The following is a 17,048-nucleotide window of genomic DNA, read 5'->3' on the forward strand; positions in this document are numbered from 1 at the left end:
TTTCTCATCCAGATTTTATGCTGCTGAGATAGCGTTCAAGCAATTCCAAAAATAATTCCATTTCCTTGTACGTTATATCGCCTATATTGGCAATCCGGAACGTATTTAGTTTCTCAAGTTTGCCGGGATAAATCATAATGCCTTTGCTGTAAAAATAATCATGCATAGATTGAAAGTCGTAGCCCGCACATTGAGGTTCGAGAATGGAAGTAAGAATTTTGGAATGATGCTCTTCGGGGACGATATAGGTTAGACCCAATCGGGCTAACCCGTTAATTAAGGTTTTCCAGGATGTCGCGTACCTTTCGTACCTTTTATCCACTCCCTCCTGCTTTAATTCCTCAATCGCTTGTCTAAGCGCATATAAGGTTTGGACCGGAGGAGTAAACCGCATCTGCCCATGTTCCGCAAAATAGTTGTATTGAGCATACAAATTCAAATAATAGCTTCTTGGTTTCCGGCCTTTCAAATTCTCCAATTTATTTTTTTCGGCTATCACGAACGATACCCCGGCCATTCCCTGTAAGTTTTTGTTGGAGCTTGCCGCCAGGTAGGCAATGTTCATTTCCTTCAATTGAATCGGAATAGCCGCAAATGAACTCATGGCATCTACAATCATGTCGATTTGATACCTTTTGCATAATGCTCCGATATCCTTTATCTTGTTAAGCAGACCGGTTGTCGTCTCATGATGTACGACGGCCAGATGGGAGACGGTGCGTTTGGAAGATTGGATGTACCTTTCTAAATCAGCCAAATCAATAGCATCATCGGGAGGACTTTTGAATTCAACATAGTTCACTCCATAAACTTCCGCTATCTCGCACATCCGTTTTCCATAGGCTCCATTGCTAACAATGACCATCGTATCGTGATTCGGGACCGAACTGATGATGGATTCTACCGCTGCAGTACCCGATCCGCCAAACAATATGGTCGCATAATGATCCGGGTCCGCAACCAGCCGGGTCAGTTCTGTTGAAATATACGCCATAATTTGCCCAAACTCGGCTTCGCGAGGACAAATATCCGGAACCACTTGTGCCCGTTTCACACTTTCTGTAGTCGTTGCCGGACCAGGGGTAAGCAAGATGTTTTTCTTGACGGAGGAGCTCATGAACCGCCCACTTCCTTGTCCTTCAAAGGTGCGTTATGAATAAAACGCTGCAGACGTTCTTTTACTTCGTGAGGCTTCATATGCGGGCGAGCAAGCTGATCCTTGGAACTTTTGGATATTTTCAGGAGCACGAACGTAAGCCCTCTATTCACTTTCCATTCTTGTAAAAAAGCTTGCAGTTCCTCGAGACTGTGAACATGAATCGACTGCATATACCCGCAGGAAGCGGCAATATCTATAAAATTAACACCATGGGATACCGTACTTTGCCCGCCTGTTGATTCATGGGCGTTATTATCGAGCAGTATATGAACCATGTTGACTGGTTGATAATACCCGTTGGTTGCCAGGCTCCCCATACGCATCAACAGAGAACCGTCTCCGTCAATGACGAAAATATCTTTGCTTGGTTGGCTCAAAGCCAACCCGAGTCCCAAGGAACCGATGCATCCCATAGAACCTACCATATACAGGTTGTTATCCGCATCTTCGATTTCATACAGTTCGCGTCCGGTTTTACCCGTTGTCGCGAGCTGTATGGTATTGCCGTCTTTCATGGAGTTAATCGCAGCTAATGCCTCATACCGCGTAGGCATTTGATGATCCGCATGAGCATGCTGACGGATCTGATTTAAATGAATGGAGGTTTGCTGATTTCGCAGTTGCACTTTGTCGAAAGTGCCTTTCTTCACGACAAAAAAGAACGGGCGATTTCGGGCAATGTGCTCGTCAGCCTGAATCAGCTGCTTTTTTGCCTCCTCTAAATCTTTGGAGAGATACTGCCATTCCACATCCATCAAATCCAGCATTTGCGTTGTAATCTGGCCCATAAGTTCATGCTGAGGCTCATCAGGTATCCCCGGTTCTCCGCGCAGGCTGACAAATCCGAGCAGCGGAATACGAAAAGGGTAATTAAGGGAGGTCAATGGCGAAACAGCGTTGGTTAGTCCTGAATTTTGCATAAGGACTACTGACTTCTTCCCCCCTACATAAGCTCCCGATGCAATAGCGACCGCATCTCCTTCGTTAGCCGCTGCAACATAATCGCATTCGTTTATGGCATAATTGATCAAGTTTTTTAAAAAGGAACAAGGAACACCGCTGAAAAAGGTATATCCTAATTGTTTCAACTCTTCTCCCAACAATTTTGTGTCCATTATGCACGCTCACCCGAATCCGGTTCTGACGACGGAAGGTATTGCTGTTCCGCAGCTTCCAGCTCTTCGGTCCCTTGAAGCCTGAATACTTCATCCAGGGTCGCGACGTCTTTTTCGACATGAACCAGGCTTTGATCTCGATAAATTCGGTCAGATAAGTGTTTCATTGCTTGAATGGATGCCCTCAAATTATGGTTTGCCCAGATCACAAGGCTAATCCCCATCTCCTGAAACCTCACGGTTGGGGTCGTATAGTATTTGGTAGGCACGATCACGACCGGCAATCTTCCGGCCCATTCCTTCATGAACGCTTCAATCTCTGCGACATCCGATCTTTTGCTGTGTATAAATACGGCATCGGCTCCTGCCTTCCGGTACGCCTCCGCCCGCTGCAGCGCCACTTTAAGCCCTTTCCCCGTAATAAATGCCTCTACTCTGGCCACCACCGTAAAATCCTCGTCCGTTTGGGTATCTTTCATCGCTTTAATTTTTCCGGAAAACTCTTCGATATCAGCCAAAGACTGCTCTTGACCGTTAATAAAAGAATTCGTTTTGGGGAACTGCTTATCTTCAATGCATACTCCCGCAATATGGCGCTGCTCCAGTTTTTTCACCAGCCGTCTTGCATTATTAAAGTTGCCGTACCCCGTATCTCCGTCCAGCAAAATCGGGATGGAGGTAGCATCGCTCATGAATTCCAAAACATCCAAAACTTGCGTCCAGGAGGCCTCATTGTTGTCCCTTACTCCCATCGCTGCAGAGATGGATAACCCGCTGGCCCAAATTCCTTTAAACCCTGCCTCTTCCACTATTTTGGCCGACAGACCATTATGGGCTTCCATAATAAACTCCGGTTTTTGTGAATGGATCAAGTCTCTAAGCTGCTTTGTTTTTTTCATTGAAATGCTCTCCTTCTCCCCCTAGAATAACGTGCATGGAACCTACTTTCGAATAAGACGCTTGTTTCTTCTGATGGTGTTGATCATAGTACGATCGGAAAGTTGAGTAAATAACATATGTCCGGGGCGTGAATTGGCCTCAATAATCCAAATACGGCCTTTTTTATCTATGGCAATGTCAACCCCCAATTCGCGAACCGCATGTCGTTTATTAATCGTTTTGGCTATGATAAGGGATAGTTTGGAAATTCTACGAAAATAGGCATTCGTTTTTGTGCGGTTGTGCTTAAAAAGACTGTAAAGTGCCCGATTCAAAGATACTGCATGCCCTCCTTTAAGATAATTGGTCACATACTTACGAGGTGCCGCGACACGAGCGACCACGCCGGAAATAACCCATTTCCCCTTCGGCTTCTGTAAGTAAATCCGGATGTCAAAAATCGACCCGTGGTACTTAGCTAAGCGAAGTCCTTTCTGTACCAAATACTGATGTCCGGGTTTCCGGTATGACTGAATGGCTTTAAAGAGAAAACGCGATCGAACAACCTTCCGTCTTGAAGCACTACGAACCTCGTATCGTTTTTTCAATCTCTTGACCCGGATAATCCCGCTGCCGCCACTCCCGTGATTGGGTTTTATGAAGACCGATGAATAAGTTCTCAGCATTCGCTTGGTCCTCGATTTCGTAAACCAGCGGGTTTTAGGCAAATGCGGACGCAAAACGGGATATTTCAACATGACTTTGTACTTTTTCATTTTTCCAACGGACACTTGTCATCCCTCTCGTCTAAATGTTTTGTAAAGCATGCTGTAAGCATATGCATCCGGATTTCCGCCTGCGTGGACCTCTGTCTTGGTTTACTACCTGTTCACATTTTGCCATTGTCTGTTCATCTCCTTAGATTTTCTGCATGCAAAAAAGGCTCACTCCATCTTCAACAAGTGGAGTAAGCCTTCTAAGTGTGGTCAAGTTTTTATAACATGTTTGTAAAGTACACACAAAAGCCCAATTCTATCGCCTTCATCGAACAATATTCAAACTTTGATTTTTTCTTATCACTGCAATAATGAGGAAGATAAGGAAAACGTGACCTGCCAATATCGCAATTAGGCATCGGTAAAACAAAAAAAGCCGCAACGACGCGACTTATTTGCGTTGTATGTTCTTGTCCTCCTACATATGCGTGTCTCTCCAGATTTATTGCCGACTTTCTTCATTTCGTTGGAATTAATGTACAACTTACGAGATTCAGTGTGTGCGGCTTTGTCCCCTCCCCCTATTTCAGCCACTCCAGAAAGCAAAAAACCGCGTCCTTTCCAATATAGAAAGAACGCGGCTTCGCCGTACCCTATTACTAAGCTCGTACTTAGCTTAAAGACCCGAGATTCCATCGTATGATGCCGCCAATTTCACCCGCGGTCGTCTTTACTTCTACTTTCTGAGCTAGCAATTTCCCTTTACTATCATATGCGGCAACCCAAACTCGATATTGAGTGTTGGATTTAAGATAAGGAACATCTTTAAAGACTCGATCTGTTCCCAAATCAATCACCGGTACAATCTCAGCGCCCGAATCTACTCTCACTATTTTGATTTTATAATTTGCAGCTCCACTAACCGCATTCCACGTTACTTGATACTCTGTAACCGCCGCGGATTCAATTAAGCTTGCAGTTTTTTGGTTGTTGTTTTCACCTTGAACATTTTCGGCTGCCAATGCGGTTTGTCCAAACGCTAAAACAGAAGCTAAAGCAGATAAGACGATCCATTGCTTTTTCATAGAAACCCTCCTAATAATTTTTAAAATTAAAAACCTGTTGTTAAAATTCCTTTTGTAATCCAAATATATCATATATTTCCATTTAATAAAAGTATTATTTAGTGTTTACGATACTTGCCTTTCTCTTGCTATTAATTATTATGGAGATCTATAAATTATGATCCGTGGAACGCCGGAAACAATCTTCTGTATAAATCAGATGTTTTAACCCATACTAAAACAGCCTGTTTTACTTCAAACGTACAGAGGAGCAGATGAATGTGAGAAACAAATGCTTGGTGGCCATACTGTTAACCTTAGCGCTCGTTTTTAGCATGACGCCGGCAGCAGGTTCCGTGCAAGCGAAGGCGGAAGATAAGGCTGATTCGGTTTGCCTAAGTTCCAAAATGGTGCAGTTGAAAGTTGATATGCAGAAAGTTTGGATCGACCATACGATATGGACAAGAAGCTATATTGTCAGCGCCATATCTAATCGACCAGATCAGAAAGACGTGTTGGACCGGCTTCTGCGGAACCAACAGGATATAGGCAATGTGATCAAGCCGTATTATGGAGAAGCGGCCGGCAATAAGCTGGCGGATCTTCTGAGAGAGCATATTCTGATCGCAGGGAAAATTGTAGCGGCGGCCAAAGCAGGCAATCAGGCGGATGTGAAAAAGCTCGAGGCGGATTGGCATAGAAACGCCGACGATATCGCCAAATTTTTAAGCGCAGCGAATCCGAACTGGCCGTTTAAAACGCTGCAAGATATGCTGTATACGCATCTTCAGTTGATTACGGAAATCGTCCTGGCCTGTCTCAACGGAGATTGGAAAGCGGATATTGCAGCAACCGACAAAAACGAGATCCATATGATTCATTTAGCCGATATCCTGACAGAGGGCATTGTCAAACAGTTTCCTGGAAAGTTTTAAGCCAGCGCGATAGACCTTAACAATATAAGCCCCCTTTACGTAGAGAGCGCCGCTGATCCTCCAGGATTTAACTGGATGGTCTGCTGACGCTCTTTTGACTTTACGAATTGCGCACCGTTTCACCTTCGCCCCTCATAAAGAATGCGGATATGCTTTTTCAATTCAAGAGGGGTTTCTCTCATTCTGAAATAAAAAAATAATGCATCAAGACCATCTATGGTTCGACGCATTATTTTATGAAACCGCGCGTTTGGGGCTCAAATTGCATTTCCCGGATAAATGAATTTATTCAGTGCGTTCTTCCTCTGGTAAAAAGCCAGCCGCCTGCCACAAAAACCAAACAAAGAATCAGGTTAAATCCGATACCCGCTAGCAGCGAGCCGTTGAATAACAAGGCTTTGAAAAAAGAGACGACATGAACGCGCAGCGAAGGAATCGCCGTTCCGACCGGGATCGCCGTAATGAGCAGTGCCCACAGCAGCCACCCGGCAGGGTGGTAATAGCCGGAGATCAGCATGCTGAGCAGCGCCATCGCCATTAAATAAAAAGCGGTTTGGTAAAGGAAAGAACCCGCCAAACCAAAGTCATTCCAATGAAAAGCACTAATAAGATTAACCGGGGTCGTGTAATTCCGGAGCACATTCCATTCAATCACAACCCATAAAGAATTGATGAAAGCGATGGCTGCCGCGTAGACGGCAAAGACGAATAGAAGTCCCTTAAAATAGTGCTCTCTGCTTGCGCCCAAATGTAAGATGCGTTTGTAATAAATGAGCGGCAGCACGATAGCGATAAGGGGCAGAATGAGAATCAGGATGTTTCCGCCCGAAAGTCCCCTGCTTTGGCTGCTGTCTATAAAGAGGCCAACAATGAATTCCGCCAATTTTCCGAGCAGGAGAAGAAGAATGACGCCCCAGATGCAAACTCTCATTTGCAAATAGGTTGCCTTTAAATGAACGGCCAATGCCCCCAAGTCAATGACCTCCTCTGATTAAATACGAGAAAAATGTTTGAAGCGTCAGATGTTCAATCGAAATATTCATCTCACGCGCCAACTGCCTATCCCCATCATTCAACTTTTCGTAAATAGCGGCAAGTGTGCCGTGACCATATGTCTCCTTATGTAAGACTCGCTTTCCGGCCGTAAAGGAAGCTACGGCTTCCGAATTGCCCCGGATCAGATGGGCTGCCATGCGTATCCGATCCATTTCATCATGAAGCAGGATCGAGCCGGCTTCCATAATATAAACTCTTTCTGCAACCGGGGCGATTTCATCCATTAAATGAGTGGACAGCAGGATCGTGCGAGGGTGATTGGCGCAATCCTCCAAAAGCGCTTTGTAAAACTGTTCCCGCATCAAAACATCGAGTCCGAGCACCGGCTCGTCGAATAACGTCAGCGGCGCCCGGCTGGCCAGACCGATAATGTTGCTTACGAGCGATTCCGTGCCTCTTGAAAGCTGTCTGATTTTTTTGTCCGGATCAAGCCGAAACGTTTTGAGCAGCTCCAGTGCAAAGGGCCAGTCCCAATTGGGATGGAAATTAGCGGCGAATTTCAAAACTTCGATAATCCGCCCTCCTCCGAAGTGTTTGCTATTCTCGCGCACGAAACAGAAATCCTCCGGAAGTTCTCCCTTCCCAAGCTTCTTCCCTCTTACCTTGATTGAACCGCAGTTCGGGGAAATGCCGCCGGCGATCGTGTTAAGCAGCGTCGTTTTGCCGGCGCCGTTACGCCCGAGCAAACCGTAGATAACGTTTTCCTCCAACTGCAGATCCAGCTTGCACAATGCGTAAGTTTGACCGTATTTTTTGGTTAAATTGCCGCAGGTCAATGCTATGCTCACGATTCGCTATTCCTCTCTCAACTGTTTGATCATGTTCATAATGTCCTCGGTTGTCAGCCCGAGTTTGTCGGCTTCATTCACCAGATTGGATAACAGTTCCTTATAGAAACGGTCTCTTCGTTTAATCTGAATGTTCCGCTTCGCATCCGCCGCCACATACATGCCAAGCCCTCTTTTTTTATACAGAATACCTTCATTCACGAGCAAGCCGATTCCCTTCACTACGGTCGCCGGATTAATCTGGAACAGCTGGGAAAACTGGGCCACGGAAAGAATTTGCTCATCCACGCGGAAAGTGCCGTTCAGAATATCGTCCTCAATAATGTTGGCTACCTGGTGAAAAATCGGCTGCTTTTCGTCGAAAGTTACATTCATTCCCTCACCATTCAGCATATTAGTATGTTACCCATCCAGCACACTATAATTTATAGGCAAATAATTGTCAATAAAAGGTTTCAAGATAGCTTACGACCCAAACAGGAAAAGACATGGACGATTCGCACATCCAATCATCCGTGATTGACAATTATTCACAAGCGTATTATAGTATGCTACATTAGTAACATGCTAATACGCATACTGAAATAACTTAGCACAAAAGAACTTTCGAAGTTGGAGTTTTATTATTCCTGTACGAGGAGATGTCATAAGTGAAAAAATTAATCGAATTCAAGAACGTATCCAAAGAATACAAAATAGGTGAAGTGATGATCAGAGCGCTTGATGGCGTGGACTTTTCCATAGCGGAGGGGGAATTCGTCGTTATTTTGGGGGCAAGCGGTGCCGGTAAAAGCACGATTTTGAACATACTTGGCGGTATGGATACGGCTACGTCAGGTCAAGTGTTTGTTGGGGATCAGGAAATCACTAGCCTTGGCGAAAAAAAGTTGACCGAATATCGCGGTGAGAAAGTGGGCTTTGTGTTCCAATTTTATAACTTAATTCCGAATTTAAACGCTTTGGAGAATGTGGAGTTCGCCACGGAAGTATGCAAAAACTATCTGGATGCGAAAGATATTTTATATAAAGTCGGACTGCAGGACCGGATCGGAAATTTCCCTTCCCAGCTCTCCGGAGGAGAACAGCAAAGAGTTGCCATAGCCAGAGCGGTTGCCAAAAACCCTTTACTTTTACTCTGTGATGAACCAACCGGAGCTTTGGATTATGGTACAGGCAAGTCCGTCTTGAAACTTCTACAAGATTTGAACAAGGAAACGAAAAAGTGCGTCGTTCTGGTCACCCATAATTCTGCCATTGCTCCGATGGCTGACAAAATTATTAAGGTTAAAAGCGGAATGATTGAAAGTGTAACGATTAACAAAGACAAACAAAGTGTTGAAGGGATCGAGTGGTGATCATGAAATTATTCTCTAAATTAATAAGGGATATCAGACAGTCTTTAGGACAATTTATAGCCCTGATTTTGGTTGTTGCTGTGGGGGCTTTTTTCTACGGGGGTCTGGTCACCTATAGCGATACTCTCAGCTCTTATACGAAAGATTATTTTAAAAACCATAATTTAAGCGATCTAAACGTGTATTACAATCAAATATCCAAAGAAGAAGTGGCTGGTTTAAGCAAAATTGAAGGTATACATAAAATAGAAGGACGCTATACGTTGGATGCCAAGCAGGTCTTTGATAAGGATAAAGCTTCGTTAACCATTCATTCGATTCCCGTGAACAATGAAATCAATACGCTTACGATGATCGAGGGCAGTATCCCATCCAAAAAGGGAGAGATCGCATTAGATTCCCATTACGCAAAAGAACATCAGTTTCATACCGGTGATAACATTCGTATACATACGGATGGTAGAGATTTTACGTTTACCATTAGCGGCTTGTGTGAGAACGCGGAATATGCCAAGAAAAACCCGACACAAGACCACAAAGCTTACGGAATCGCATATATGGCCGAAGAGACAATACCTGAAATCCTGGATGGCGGCTTTACCTATAACGAAATCATGATTGATGCCGAAGAGGGTTATGACATGGACAAAATAGGTAAATCCATTGAAGCGCAGTCCCGACAACTTGCCTATTTAAACCAAGTAAGTAAAGAGCGGACCTTCAACTATTCTCAAATCACTCAAACCATCTATAACAATACCATGATGAGTAAAGTTGTACCTTTGGTTCTCTTTTTGATTGAGGCGATTATCGTATTTCTGATTATGTCGAGGATGATAGATTCTCAAAGAAATCAAGTGGGTATAATGAAGGCTTTGGGCGTAAAAAACAGAAGCATCATGCTTCATTACATGGGATACCCTGTGCTGGTAAGCATTATAGGCTCCATCCTGGGCTGCGCCATTGCCGCTGCTGTATTTATTCCCTTAGTAAGAGCGTCAAACGCCAGGGCCTACTCCCTGCCTGATATTACATTCTCGCTTTCCTTATTGCCCCTTATTCCTCCCATCATTTTCTCCGGTGCTTTTGGGAGTTTATCCTGTTATGTAAGCGGAAGAGCCGTATTAAAAGAACGTGCGGCTCAGGCCATGCGCCCTAAAGCCCCTAAGAAGATGAACAAGCTGATCATCGAAAGAATTCCGGGGATCTGGAGCCGTATTCCCTACAGCTATAAACTCATTTTCCGAAATATAGGGTTAAATAAACAAAAAGCTTTGGCGAGTTCAACTGGCGTTGTTGTAAGCACGGTTTTATTAATCACAGCTTTTGGCACTCAGACCGCCTTGCAAAAAGTTGTTAACCAAACTGAAGATGTGTATACCTATGATTTAAGAGTGGATTATACGGTGGGACCCACTCCCGATCCGTCAGAACTGCCCTCCGGCATTAAAAACAGGTACAGGCTAGCCACCCTCCCCGTTGAATTCATCAAAGGCGATGAGCATGAGAATGCCACTCTGGTAGTTACTGAAAAAGATAACCGTCTGCTTCATTTCTTTGACGATAAGGAGAACAGGATTTCATTGGACGAAGGCGGTGTGTTGGTACCCAAATCTTACGCCGACAAATATCAAATTGCAGAAGGAGATAGGATCGAAATAAAGTTCGCAGCCCCTGAGCTGAAAAATAAGTCTGCCGCTATGAAGGTTTTACAAATATCCACCCAGTATTCCAATCCATCGTTTTATATCACACCGGCATATCTAGAGAGTTTTGGCATTGATTACAGCCCGGCCTCGCTTTTAATTGAAGCCGCCGGCTCTGCAGACCTTGCAAGCGTTCGTCACTTCTTTGAACAAGATCCACATGTGGATACCCTCACAGATAAGAGTGATCTGAAGAAATCAGCTCAATATATTTTGAAACAAAACAGCTTTGTATTTATCATGTTTATCATTTGTGCGGTCCTGCTTTCTTTTGGCGCCATCTATACGATAACGTCCATAAACATTTACGAAAGAAACCGCGAGCTTGCAACCCTTAAGGTATTAGGCTACCAAAAAAATAAAATAAACCGGCTTATCTTTTTTGAAAACATCATACTCACCACCTTTGCGGTCCTCGCAGCGCTGCCGATCAGCGGCTATGTGTATTCACTTGTTGTCAAGGCATTATCAAGTACCCATCAGCAAATCCCGGATCAATTAAATCCGTTCGTCATTTCGGTTGCGGTTGCTGCCGCATTCTTACTCACCGTTCTTTCTAACTTACTGCTTCGGCGGAAAGTATCCCAAATTAATATGATTGAATCTTTGAAAAGCATAGAATAGTTGGGGTCGCCTAAGTCCAGATAACGGCTTGACATAATCAGCAAATAGCCTTGGCCATTAGTCGGCCAAGGCTATTTGTATACGCGCGAATCGGGGCTGATTCGCGCGCTTCACCATAATCCGGACTGGCGATTGGTGATCGGCAACCATTACAATATTTCAATGTACCCTTCTGTTCCGTTCACGCGAATTCGTTGCCCGTCTTTGATCAGTCCGGTGGCATTTTCCACCCCGACAACTGCCGGCAAGCCATATTCACGCGCGATAACGGCTCCATGGGTCATCAGTCCGCCAACTTCGGTGACTAGACCTTTTATGGATACAAATAATGGTGTCCAGCCAGGGTCAGTAAAGGAGGTGACTAATATATCTCCATCTTCCAGATCGGCATTTTCTATGTTTAAAATGACCCGTGCTCGTCCCTCTATCACTCCGGAAGAAACAGGCAGACCTGCAATCGCATTAGCCGGCAAATTTTCTCGTTCATACTCACCTGCAATGATTTCACCATCAGACGTGATGACACGTGGCGGAGTTAGTTTTTCATAGAATTTGTACTCGTCTTTTCGTTTGCCGATGATCGGGTAATCCAGTTGATTTGTGCGTACGACTTCGTGAAGTTCTTCGAAAGTGAGATAGTAGCTATCTTCTTTATCCTGGATAACGCCAGCTTGAACGAGTCGTTCGGCTTCTTTCAGTAAAGCCTGCCTATAAACGAAGTAGCGGCTAACATAACCGTATTTGGGATATTCCCGGTAGCCAATGAAATTCCGGATGAGGTCGATCATTCGTTTGGTTTCTTTGGCTTTTTGTTCACCGTCCGGTAATTGCTTCAATCGATCGATTAACTCTTTTTCTTTTTCCAAAGCTTCCTGGCGCCCTTGCTCAAATTTTCGCTTGCCGGCATTGGGCTCAAAGTTCTTGATGTTACCAAGAATCAGGGGAACAAGTGTAAGTGGTTTTTCACTCCAACGAGTCCTCGTAATATCGATTTCTCCGGTACATCGCATTCCGTATTTGCTGAGATAATCATAGATAGAGTCTTGGGTTTCCTTTCCTCCGTCAAACTTAACCAGTTCATCCAGAAAGTTATCTTCTTTTGCATGCTGCAAATAATCAATCACTTCCGGGTAAGGACGAATCACATCCGCGACATGGAGCAGCGCCAGACCCATTTCCGAAGTAATATTGCCCGGTACAGATTGAGAAAGCGTATCTGCTGCGTTTTTTTCGCCTAACCACTCGTTCATGTTTTCATTGATCCATGATGTAGCATTTATAGCAGCCATAAACACAGCCGAACTTTGTGGGTCAAATAAGATCTTCTTTAATTCCTGGATATCTTCCAGAATAAAATCAAATAAATCCGATCCTGACTTCGTTTGGATGTTTTGTTTTAACTCTTCTATCGATGTTTGACTACGCTTAATCAAATCCGAAACGATTGTCGGATCGTTCTCGAATTGTGCAGGCCTATCTGTAATACTTCTGCCTGGAATCGGTGCTGTTTGATCATTTGGTAACAATTTTATAAAATCTCGCTCTATTATGGTCATGAGTGCGCCTTTTATGAGCGGATCGGATCCCAAGGCATTTAATAAAGTTTCCCGACCGACAGGTGTAGCCAGCCTAGGTGCAACATCAACAAACAACCTCCCACCGGCTTTACGCATAGGTGCAGGAGTAATTAACAGGTAAAAAGACAATCCCAATGGTTTTATGGGATCTGTCATCATTTGTTGATGACCGACAGATACATAGACGTGATTTTCTTGATCATTCGCTTCAGGGATCGGGTATAAAGTCGTGATCGGCCGACTCTGGACAACATAAAATGTATCATGGGCTAAACACCATTCGATATCTTGCGGCTGGCCGAAATAAGCTTCGATCTGTCTTCCGATGCGTGCCAGTTCTAAAATTTGTTGTTCGGTAAGTGTTTGAGTCTTTTGCTGATTGGGATCGATCTGCCGGGTCTCTGTTCCGCCTTCTTTCCGTCCATAGATAGCCAATTTTTTGGTTGCTATCCTCTTATCGACGATTTCCTCTTCCTGTACTTTATAACAATCCGCAGATACCAAGCCGGAGACCAATGCTTCTCCAAGTCCAAAACCCGCATCGATGGATAGCAGCTTTCGGTTAGATGTAATCGGATCGGCGGTAAATAAAATCCCTGAAGCCTGCGGGAAAACCATCCTTTGAACGACAACGGATAAATAAACTTGACTGTGGTCAAATCCATTTTGCATACGGTAGATGACCGCGCGATCCGTAAACAGGGAAGCCCAGCATTTGCTGATATGCCGCAAGATGGCATCGAGGCCGATGATATTCAAATAAGTGTCTTGTTGACCCGCAAAAGAAGCATGCGGTAAATCTTCGGCAGTGGCACTAGAACGAACTGCATAAGCATGTTCATCACCAAACCGGGAGAGATAGTGAGTAACTGCTTTCACAACATCGGAAGGAATTTCGACTTCCATAATGATTTGTCGAATCTTCTTGCTGATTTCACCAATTTGAATTCGATCTTCTACTTTTAGCCCGGTTAGTCGATTGAGCAATGCATGATGCGTTTCGTTTGGTTCGATGGCTTTTTGATATCCCGCTGTTGTGACACAAAATCCTTCCGGTACTTGTATTCCTTCCATTTTTGATAATTCCCCTAAATTTAACCCTTTTCCGCCAACAAGCATTAGCTGAGCTTTTTCCATTTCCTGAAAACCGAGAACCAAAGAACTCATTCGATATCTCCCCTAACCATTCAATTGAGAAAAACATTTGACAAGAGTTCACCGGCACGGTATACTTAAAGTATAAGATGTAGTTACTATGCCTTTAATTAAAAAAAGAGTCGTAAACCGATTATATCATCGTGTTTGTTTATATGCAATATTAAAGAACCTGGTAAAGCTACCCAGGTTCTTTTTTGATTTTCCGCTATCGTTAATCACAATAAAAGCGGGTGTCCACCTATGATGTTGTCGCTTATCATTTCAGGCCGATTAATCGTTATCTGCTGCGCTCCTGTACGTGTAGTAACACTAGGCATTGATGCCGTACTGGCTCGTTTAGGGCTGGTATTGATCGTTACTGACTTTTTCCATCCATTCGACCGCCTTGCCGTCAAGACGTTCTTGAATGGCTATATGGGTCATAGCCGTCGTGGGTGAAGCTCCGTGCCAATGCTTCTCGCCCGGCGGGAACCAAACTACGTCACCGGGGCTAATTTCCTCGATCTTTCCTCCCCACCGTTGAACTCTTCCTCTGCCTGCCGTTACAATCAGCGTCTGACCCAGTGGATGAGTATGCCATGCTGTCCGTGCACCCGGCTCGAACGTAACGCTGGCTCCAGCGACGCGGGCAGGCTCGGCTGCTTCAAACAGCGGATCGATACGAACCGTGCCGGTAAAATAGTCAGATGATCCTTTGCCGGAAGGTTGGGATCCGATTCTTCTGATTTCCATTTTCTATATTCCTCCATTGAAATTAAGAATTTTTGTTTCCGGGTTGTTGCGGCCATCGCCTACTGTCTTCGCCTTCCTGATAACGGCAGATGCACTCCCCGCAATTTGTCCATGCGATTCCATGGCTAATGTAACGGAAACCGGTCCGATTTATGCTTTTAGACGCATGATATCTTGCCTAGGCGGAAAGCCAAACATTCGGGAATACTCACGACTGAATTGCGAAGGACTTTCATAGCCTACTCGAAATGCCACCTCAGTGGCATCGGCTGATTCGGTTAATAATAGGCGGCGGGCTTCCTGAAGCCTCAATTCTTTTTGGAACTGAATAGGGCTCATAGCGGTTACCTCATTAAAGTGCCTATGCAGCGACGAGACACTCATATTCACTTTTTCCGCAAGCTCCTCAATCCGAAATGACTTATCGTAATTATTCGTGATATGTTCGATCACATCTTTTATTTGGCGGGCAGAGCTGCCCTCTATTGCAACTTGTTCGAGCCTAGCCCCATGCTGACCTTGCAGAACCCTATACAGAATTTCCTTCGTAAACAGCGGCGCAAGTATGGGGATATCCTTGGGGTTGTCCAGCAAACGAGCCAACCTGATGACCGCATCCACCAGAGGCAGCTCCAACCGGCTAACAAACATACCTCGCTTTGCATTTTCTTTCGGTCCTACTCTCATTTCAGAATCTCGTAAAACCTCCAGAATTTGATTCGCCGTAAATTCAAGTTTAAAACCCAAATACGGAACGTCGGGAGAAGCTTCGGTGACTTGAGCAGTAACCGGCAAGTTAACGGACGCAATAAGATAATCTGCAGGATTGTACTTAAAGCGTTCCTGTCCCAGCCAGACCTCCTTCGCCCCTTGAACCACAATGCAAAAGGAAGGCTTGTAAACTCCATGGCGTGGCACAGATGCATTCGAGTCACGTATGAAAAATAAAGACGGAATGGCAGTAGCGTGAACACCATCGTTTGCTGCGAAACGTTTAATCATTTCGGCAAGTTCATTTTGCTGCTTAGTGATGATTTCAGACATTTGATCCTCCGCTTTCCGTCATTCGTAATAACTCGATTATAATCCTTATTTATCTGTTAAAGAAGTTGTAGTGAGAGGATTAGGCAAACATTTGACACGAATGAGATAACGATCGCTTTGTCATCCGGTGCATAATAAGGATGTTAAAAGGGGATCTGTTATAGATATGATTGAGTTGATTTGCCCGTAATACTTAGAATTACTGGAGGGTTTTGTATGCAAAAAGTAACCTTGAACAATGGTATTGAGATGCCTATACTCGGTTTTGGTGTTTTTCAGATTCCAGATGCAAATGAATGTGAACAAAGCGTTTATGACGCTATTATGGCAGGCTATCGGCTGATCGATACCGCAGCCTCTTATTTAAATGAAGAAGCAGTTGGCAGAGCGATCAAACGTAGTGGAGTGGCAAGAGAGGAATTATTTATCACTACGAAACTTTGGGTACAGGATACGGGTTATGAACGCACAAAAAAAGCATTTGAAAAATCACTGGAAAGATTGCAATTCGATTATTTGGACTTGTATTTAATTCATCAGCCATACGGAGACGTGTTTGGTTCATGGCGCGCCATGGAGGAATTGTATCGTGAAGGAAAGATCCGTGCAATCGGCGTAAGTAACTTCCATGAGGATCGCCTGATCGATTTGATCATTCATAATGAAGTAGTTCCTGCCGTAAACCAGGTTGAAACCCACCCATTAAATCAACAAATCGAACATGCAAAATTCATGAAAGAGAATAAGGTTCAGATCGAATCCTGGGCCCCTTTTGCTGAAGGGAAAAATAACTTGTTCCAGAATGAAGTACTGGTATCCATAGCTGAAAAATATAATAAATCCGCTGCTCAGGTGGTTTTACGCTGGTTGACGCAAAGAGATGTTGTTGTAATTCCAAAGTCTGTTCGTAAAGAGAGAATTATCGAAAACTTCAATATCTTTGACTTCGAGTTAAGCGAAGAGGATATGGAGTCGATTGCTTCGTTAGATACGAAACAGAGCTTGTTCTTTTCACATCGCGACCCTGACATCGTGAAATGGATCGGTACCCGTAAACTCGCTATCTAACCATCCCGTTAAAAGTATGGAGTAGATGCCCTCGGGCAATCTATTCCTTTTTTTCATAGATTGCGGGTAAAT

Annotated in this window: 15 protein-coding genes; 4 read left to right on the forward strand and 11 right to left on the reverse strand. The window is 44.3% G+C overall.

What is annotated here, in order from left to right; genetic code table 11:
* Positions 1 to 4: 4 nt before the first annotated feature.
* The 5 genes from HMPREF1207_RS27515 to HMPREF1207_RS27535 form a co-directional block, all read right to left on the reverse strand.
* Positions 5 to 1,117: a 2-aminoethylphosphonate aminotransferase gene (locus HMPREF1207_RS27515; RefSeq protein WP_009674177.1), complete on the reverse strand. Its 1,113-nt coding sequence runs from the start codon at positions 1,115 to 1,117 to the stop codon at positions 5 to 7.
* The gene (gene aepY, locus HMPREF1207_RS27520; RefSeq protein ID WP_016424218.1) at positions 1,114 to 2,274 is read right to left on the reverse strand and encodes a phosphonopyruvate decarboxylase; all 1,161 of its coding nucleotides are present in this window, start codon (positions 2,272 to 2,274) and stop codon (positions 1,114 to 1,116) included. The genes HMPREF1207_RS27515 and aepY overlap by 4 nt, the downstream gene beginning before the upstream one ends.
* Positions 2,274 to 3,173, reverse strand: coding sequence for a phosphoenolpyruvate mutase (gene aepX / locus HMPREF1207_RS27525; protein WP_016424219.1), 900 nt, complete (start codon positions 3,171 to 3,173; stop codon positions 2,274 to 2,276). The genes aepY and aepX overlap by 1 nt, the downstream gene beginning before the upstream one ends.
* A 42-nt stretch (positions 3,174 to 3,215) precedes the next feature.
* A complete protein-coding gene (locus HMPREF1207_RS27530) occupies positions 3,216 to 3,944 on the reverse strand; it encodes a YheC/YheD family protein (protein ID WP_009674306.1) in 729 nt (242 codons plus the stop codon).
* A 596-nt stretch (positions 3,945 to 4,540) separates the two neighbouring features.
* A complete protein-coding gene (locus HMPREF1207_RS27535) occupies positions 4,541 to 4,954 on the reverse strand; it encodes a hypothetical protein (RefSeq protein WP_009674312.1) in 414 nt (137 codons plus the stop codon).
* A gap of 260 nt (positions 4,955 to 5,214) precedes the next feature.
* On the opposite strand from HMPREF1207_RS27535, the gene HMPREF1207_RS27540 reads away from it, so the two are divergent.
* Positions 5,215 to 5,868: a glycosyltransferase gene (locus HMPREF1207_RS27540; protein ID WP_170318670.1), complete on the forward strand. Its 654-nt coding sequence runs from the start codon at positions 5,215 to 5,217 to the stop codon at positions 5,866 to 5,868.
* A 289-nt stretch (positions 5,869 to 6,157) separates the two neighbouring features.
* On the opposite strand, the gene HMPREF1207_RS27545 is transcribed toward HMPREF1207_RS27540, so the two are convergent.
* The 3 genes from HMPREF1207_RS27545 to HMPREF1207_RS27555 are packed head-to-tail and all read right to left on the reverse strand — an operon-like array spanning position 6,158 to position 8,105.
* Positions 6,158 to 6,841: a hypothetical protein gene (locus HMPREF1207_RS27545; RefSeq protein ID WP_009674299.1), complete on the reverse strand. Its 684-nt coding sequence runs from the start codon at positions 6,839 to 6,841 to the stop codon at positions 6,158 to 6,160.
* A gap of 1 nt (position 6,842) precedes the next feature.
* Positions 6,843 to 7,712 carry an ATP-binding cassette domain-containing protein gene (locus HMPREF1207_RS27550; protein ID WP_009674295.1) on the reverse strand — a complete coding sequence of 290 codons (870 nt, stop codon included), beginning with the start codon at positions 7,710 to 7,712 and terminating at the stop codon, positions 6,843 to 6,845.
* Between the two features lie 6 nt (positions 7,713 to 7,718).
* Entirely contained in the window at positions 7,719 to 8,105 is a 387-nt protein-coding gene (locus HMPREF1207_RS27555; RefSeq protein WP_009674311.1) for a GntR family transcriptional regulator, read from the reverse strand.
* Between the two features lie 257 nt (positions 8,106 to 8,362).
* On the opposite strand from HMPREF1207_RS27555, the gene HMPREF1207_RS27560 reads away from it, so the two are divergent.
* Positions 8,363 to 9,067 carry an ABC transporter ATP-binding protein gene (locus HMPREF1207_RS27560; protein WP_009674298.1) on the forward strand — a complete coding sequence of 235 codons (705 nt, stop codon included), beginning with the start codon at positions 8,363 to 8,365 and terminating at the stop codon, positions 9,065 to 9,067.
* Positions 9,068 to 9,069: 2 nt separating this feature from the next.
* Entirely contained in the window at positions 9,070 to 11,397 is a 2,328-nt protein-coding gene (locus tag HMPREF1207_RS27565; protein WP_016424221.1) for an ABC transporter permease, read from the forward strand.
* A 149-nt stretch (positions 11,398 to 11,546) separates the two neighbouring features.
* Here the strand turns inward: HMPREF1207_RS27565 and ppsA are convergent, their stop codons facing one another.
* The 3 genes from ppsA to HMPREF1207_RS27580 form a co-directional block, all read right to left on the reverse strand.
* Positions 11,547 to 14,141, reverse strand: coding sequence for a phosphoenolpyruvate synthase (gene ppsA, locus HMPREF1207_RS27570; RefSeq protein WP_009674313.1), 2,595 nt, complete (start codon positions 14,139 to 14,141; stop codon positions 11,547 to 11,549).
* A gap of 327 nt (positions 14,142 to 14,468) precedes the next feature.
* Positions 14,469 to 14,864: a (R)-mandelonitrile lyase gene (locus HMPREF1207_RS27575; RefSeq protein WP_009674297.1), complete on the reverse strand. Its 396-nt coding sequence runs from the start codon at positions 14,862 to 14,864 to the stop codon at positions 14,469 to 14,471.
* Between the two features lie 150 nt (positions 14,865 to 15,014).
* A complete protein-coding gene (locus HMPREF1207_RS27580; protein WP_009674304.1) occupies positions 15,015 to 15,908 on the reverse strand; it encodes an AraC family transcriptional regulator in 894 nt (297 codons plus the stop codon).
* Between the two features lie 216 nt (positions 15,909 to 16,124).
* Here HMPREF1207_RS27580 and HMPREF1207_RS27585 point away from each other — a divergent pair, with 216 nt between their 5' ends.
* On the forward strand, positions 16,125 to 16,976 hold the full coding sequence (locus tag HMPREF1207_RS27585) for an aldo/keto reductase (protein ID WP_009674303.1): 852 nt from the start codon (positions 16,125 to 16,127) through the stop codon (positions 16,974 to 16,976).
* The last annotated feature ends 72 nt before the right edge of the window (positions 16,977 to 17,048 follow it).

It is taken from the genome of Paenibacillus sp. HGH0039 (genome assembly GCF_000411255.1).
Classification (GTDB): domain Bacteria; phylum Bacillota; class Bacilli; order Paenibacillales; family NBRC-103111; genus Paenibacillus_F.